General features: G+C 35.4%; 3 protein-coding genes and 2 pseudogenes. 2 read left to right on the top strand and 3 right to left on the bottom strand.

The features are described 5' to 3' along the window. Positions 1-932 precede the first annotated feature (932 nt). Positions 933-1,877 carry a replication initiation protein RepM gene (repM, locus tag ACE01R_RS17345; RefSeq protein ID WP_395552742.1) on the bottom strand — a complete coding sequence of 315 codons (945 nt, stop codon included), beginning with the start codon at positions 1,875-1,877 and terminating at the stop codon, positions 933-935. A 399-nt stretch (positions 1,878-2,276) separates the two neighbouring features. On the opposite strand from repM, the gene ACE01R_RS17340 reads away from it, so the two are divergent. Continuing rightward, entirely contained in the window at positions 2,277-2,915 is a 639-nt protein-coding gene (locus tag ACE01R_RS17340; protein ID WP_180175077.1) for an AAA family ATPase, read from the top strand. 2 nt (positions 2,916-2,917) lie between these two features. Further along, positions 2,918-3,214: a hypothetical protein gene (locus tag ACE01R_RS17335; protein ID WP_395552741.1), complete on the top strand. Its 297-nt coding sequence runs from the start codon at positions 2,918-2,920 to the stop codon at positions 3,212-3,214. A 1,057-nt stretch (positions 3,215-4,271) separates the two neighbouring features. Here ACE01R_RS17335 and ACE01R_RS17330 read toward each other — a convergent pair. Both ACE01R_RS17330 and ACE01R_RS17325 read right to left on the bottom strand, forming a co-directional pair. Then, positions 4,272-5,342, bottom strand: a pseudogene (locus ACE01R_RS17330) (ISNCY family transposase); the annotation flags it as partial. 51 nt (positions 5,343-5,393) lie between these two features. Further along, positions 5,394-5,511 (bottom strand): annotated as a pseudogene (locus ACE01R_RS17325) (IS6 family transposase); the annotation flags it as partial.

Here is a 5,511-nt window from a genome sequence, read left to right as displayed (position 1 = left end):
TGTCAGGAATCTGTCCACTTATGGATCTCTAAACCCATAGGTGTTTTTGTCAGATTTGAGCTATTGCAGATTTCCATGAGAGTAAACAGCTGTAGGTAACTGCTTATGATCCAGAATTGATTACCAGACACCCGAATTACATAAGCATCATAAGTTATGTAACTTATGTAATTTACGTGTCAGGAATCTGTCCACTTATGCCTCTCTAAACCCGTAGGTGTTTTTGTCACATTTGACCTATTGCAGAATTCTATCTTGTTAAAGAGATGTATTTAGCTGCTTATGATCCAGAATTGGTTACCCAGTACCCGGATTGCATAAGCATCATAAGTTATGTAACTTACGTAATTTATAAAATTGGCAAGGCTGATTATATCTGGCTGGAGTTCTTTATTTATATTCGAGAAAAGTTATCGGTTGGTCAATAAGACCTACTCTTACCAAGAATATCATTTTGGATGCACTTCTCATGGCAGTATGGCGATGCAGACCAAATGAACCCGGATCATACATCCAGATCAAAGCTTACAATACTGTAGCGGGGACTGAAAGAAATTATGTCTAAAACATAATTTCTTTCTGAGTATGAGTCGCCCCCTTGTGCAGTATACAGCTCATGTGGGGGGATAATGCTGTGCTTGCATCTCCTTTTTAGAATCTTCAAAAGATGAGCCATAAAGCACGAGAAATAGCCTGTGCGGATGTATTTGATTATATCGAAATATTTTAAAATCGAATTAGGCGCCTTTCACATCTGGATGATATGAGCCCAGAAGCATTTGAGCCGCTTCAAAATGAAGGCTATAGCTAAATTCTAAAGGCTGTAGCACGTAAATATATTGGTAAAATACCATTTTATAAGGTTTTTGATGTGCTACTAAATTAAGTAATCAGCTATATCTCATGTTTAGGTACTGTGAGCAATCCTGTAACTATTTTTGCTTCCCATATTTTGGTTTATAACCAACATTTAATAGATGTGAAAAATATTTTTTAATATTCGCTTGATCTGTTAATTCGGCTTCAATTCTTTCCTGAAAATCTTCTTGTGTTTCGCCTATCTTTCCAAAAGCACGTCCAAAATCTGGATTGTCATCAATATCGCAAAGTTTTTGCGCAAAATATGAAATTTGCTTTGCTGTTAATTTATATAAATTTTCTGGAGCTTTATCACTAAGTATTAGAACGGTATCTTTTTCAAAAAAAGTAAACTCTATATCAGTAATAGTCCTACCTTCTTTTTTCTGGGTATAAGCAACTTCAATATCAGTAAATTTATTGATTTGTTCTATCGCCACTTTTAGAACGCGCTTTTTAAAATCTCCCATTTGAGAGTATTCATCTTCTAGCAAGCCTAATTTCTCTCTAAGATCTGCTATAGGGACATAAAGCTTACCTGTGGATCTCCAACGTATTAAAAGCTCGTACAGTCGAATAGAGTAAACACTGGTAAGTTGTGAAATTTGCTTAAGTTCATATCTAGTAAATTTTTCTTCAAGCTTAATGAAAAGCGGAAGGATATCTGGCGCAAATATCAACTGCACACATGCAGCCTCTTTGACATAACCTACTTTTGATACCCATCGACTCTTATAAACTGCTTTTTTTCCTGTAACAGGATCTATTGTTTTATAAGTAAGCCTACGTTCAAATAAATTGTCACATGCGGCTTGTAATGCTTCATATGCTGATTGTCGGCCAAGCTTGAACTGTTTCATATACTCCGAGGCATGAATCGTTAACATAGTCTCGGCCGTTAATTCTTTTTCAATCTCACGGGCAGCAAGAATTGCTATTAAAATTAATCTTTGTTCTGAAAGATTTAGTGCATAGGAAGCTTCAATTAAATTATTATCTTTATAGATTACATTGCTCATATGTTAGTGCTAAAAAATTTGATTACCAATATATGGACAATACTACTTAATGTCCATAAACGGAAGTTTTTTTTTTGAAAGGAATTTGTCCATTTATGTAAGGAATCTGTCCTTTTATATAAAGGAATCTGTCCTTTTATATAAAGGAATCTGTCCACTTATTGGTAGGAATCCGTCCACTTATTGGTAGGAATCTGTCCACTTTAATTCTTTGTATTCCACTGATATCAATAGTTACAGCTGCTATATAAATAATAAATTTAAAATATATATAAAATAATAAAAAAGAACCTTGCTTGTGGATAACTTTTAAATTATTTTTTTATCACGATAGTTGATTTTTACATGAAATCATTTTACATTACTTAAATTATTAAACTTACGTAACTTACATAAAATATGATTATATTAGTTGGTGGTGAAAAAGGCGGTGCTGGAAAAAGCTGCTTATCTCAAAATTTAGCAGTATACCTTCAAACAAAAAATAGGGATGTCCTTTTATTAGATGCAGATCCTCAAGGAACAACAACTGATTGGATAAAAGAACGTGATGATAATGATGATTTAAAAGATATTCCTTCAGTTCAAGCTTCTGGCAATATCCGCTCAGTTCTCAAAGATCTGCAAGGTAGATATCAGGATATTGTAATTGATGCTGGTGGGCAAGATTCAGAAGCTTTACGTTCTGCAATGACAATAGCTACTCATATGTTATTACCTTTTAGACCAAAACGAAGGGATCTAAAAACATTAGCACATATGGAACAAGTTTTAAAATTAGCTAAAACCGTCAATCCAGATCTTATTGCAAGAGCAATTATTACACAATGTCCAACGTTACCATCACAAGTTCAAAGAATTTTAGATGCGAAAGATGCATGTAAATCATTTGGTATAAATGCGTTAAATGCGATTACGACTAATAGAAATGTCTATGATGACGCTGATGAAAATGGCCTTTCTGTTTTTGAAGTAAATAGTGATCAAAAAGCAAAAGCAGAGATTAAAAATATAGCTAATGAATTTTTAGGAATTTAATCATGGCTGGATTAAACGGTTTAAAAAAGAAAGTTGAAATATCTCCAGAAGATCAGTTAGCAGAAGTATTCATATCTGGGGCTGAAAAAAGGGTAAGAGCTTTAGAAACCAAAGAGAAAAAATTTGTTAGATGTACATTTTCTTTGAATGATGAAGTTAATCAGTTAATTGATGAACTGGTAGTTAAAAGTCAAAATGCTCGTGTTAGTAGATCAAGTATCGTTAGAATTGCATTAGAAAATTTGGCTTCAAAAAGCTCTGAAGAAATTAAAGAAATTGTTAATCAACAACTTCCGTAATAACTTATTTAAGTTACGTAACTTATGATTGTTACGTAATATTTCTTCGTTAAAATAACCCGAATCATGGATTTAGTCTTGGTTGGTATAAGGACTTACTAAATGGTTCTAATCATCTTTTTGTGAATATTTTCTTATCAGTGATTCGGGTATCATAAAATTGCTACCACTAAGTTTAAGAATCATTATGAAGCATTTAGGATTTGTTGGAAAAAGTACAGAATATATCGGATATACGTATGTTGAAATTATCAATAGTTCTCTTCGACTGTCTTTCAATGTACCCTCAAAAAGTAATGTAGATGAAACCTTTAGAAATATCATAGAAAATAACTATGATTTATTAATGGCAACATCCTCAGAAATTTCATTTGAACTTGACTGAGAAACAATTAAAAATACTGAAAAAGTACTTAAAGAACAAGGAATGGAGATAGAAGAATTTATACAGGATACGCTAATTAAATTCATCAATCAAAACCCATTAGATACCATTAACTAGTTACCATATTTATGCGTATCCAGAAGAGTGTAATTGCCTAAATTACTTAAAAAAATAAGCAATAAAAAACCCCGGCATCCTGCTAGGGTTTTTCATATTTGGTTAGCTCAGTATAACTCCTGTCGTACCTCACAGTCCTTGTACTGTATTTTCTTATTGTTATCTGGAGCATCCTGCTCTCTATGTCCCCATCATAAGAAATAAGCTTGAGACCGTATAGGCGCAAAGGGCCGTAATTAATGTGAGCAAATGCGTACAAGGTTGACTAAAAACTATCCCTGTTTTATCCGCAGAAATTGGGGATAATTTGAGCAGTAGATGAATTTATAAATCACAACAATGTGCTATATTGATTGAATATTGATCGGTTTTGTTGGCGATATCTTCCAGAGTTGTACATAAAAAAGCCGACTTGTGTCTAAGTCGGCTTTTTGTGGTTTTTTAGGTCGGTCAAATTTTTTAACTATATGAAAAACAAAGGTTTTATAAAAAAATGTTGTTGTTGTTGTTATTCCCAAGTAGAAATGTCCTACCTAATAACCAAATAGAAATGTCCTATATGGACATTTCCAAGTCAAGCACAGGATTCAGATTTCGTTGTTGAATTGCTGTTTTCTGTGCACGTCTGCTTGGCATCTTTTGAGAACGATTGCGTTTGTTTTGTTGTTCCAGTTCTTCATGCTGTTGTTGAATATGCAGCAATACAGAACCTAACCGTTTATTCTCAACAATCTCTCGCTGGTTGAGCTGACTTAATTTATCGAAGATGCTGTAATTGATCTTCCGACCTTCATGCATGATGGCTACAGTACCATCCGGGTATTCTAGAAACTCAAGATATTTACCCATCAGCCTCTGGTTTTCTTCTGTACTCTCCAGGAGATATACACATTTATCATAAGTAATGGTCAAGCTATTGGTGACTCTGCGGGGTTCACGCCAGGTAAAAATATCCTCTAATTGCTCGGCTGTTTCAGTGACAGAGCGGTGTAAGTTCTTAGGATTAAAGGCCATCTTTGCAAACTTGAGATTGAACTGCTCAATAAAGCAGGGCAACCACTTATTCGCATCTGCAATCGAACTGATACCTTCCAGGCGCATCTCCTTAATCAGACGATCCTGAAGTGTCCTGTTGGCGCGTTCCACACGTCCTTTGGCCTGTGGTGAGTTAGCGAAGATGATATCGATATTGAGGGTACTGAGTACGCGTCCAAATTGCGTAATCTTGGTGTCTTTCTTGCTGCTTTGATTCACCCTAAACACTGAATGTTTATCACTGTAAAATGCCAATGGTTTACCGTGCTGTTCGACATACAGGCGTGTTGAAATCATATAGTCAAAGGCTGATTCTGATTCACAGAAGCGTAAATGCTGCAATTTTCCTGTGGCATCATCAATAAACACCAGCAGACAGCATTTAGCAGCGCGTCCTTCGAACCAGTCATGGTGAGAGCCATCGATTTGGATCAGTTCACCATAACAATCCCTATTATATCGAGGCTGATACGGGCGTTTTAGGCGCTTGGAGCGAGGAATCCACAAATCGGCTGCAATCATCCAGCAACGCAGGGTTTCTACTGAAAGATCGAATCCATGCACGGTGGTGAGCTTTTCATGCGCTAAAGGGCACTGTTGCAAATAGAGATTTGAGTCGATGATGTTCCCTTTAAAAAGTACTTAGAGACCGAAAACCCTGTTGATTAGACACACTTCACCCTGAGGCTGACCATAATAAAATGACGATGCTTGTCCTTTACGTAGTGCACGCATGACTTCAATACCTTTAATTGTGGCA

Origin of the sequence: Acinetobacter sp. BSP-28 (assembly GCF_044130285.1) — a bacterium.
Classification (GTDB): Bacteria; Pseudomonadota; Gammaproteobacteria; order Pseudomonadales; family Moraxellaceae; genus Acinetobacter.
This window is presented reverse-complemented; position numbering and strand designations above follow the sequence as displayed.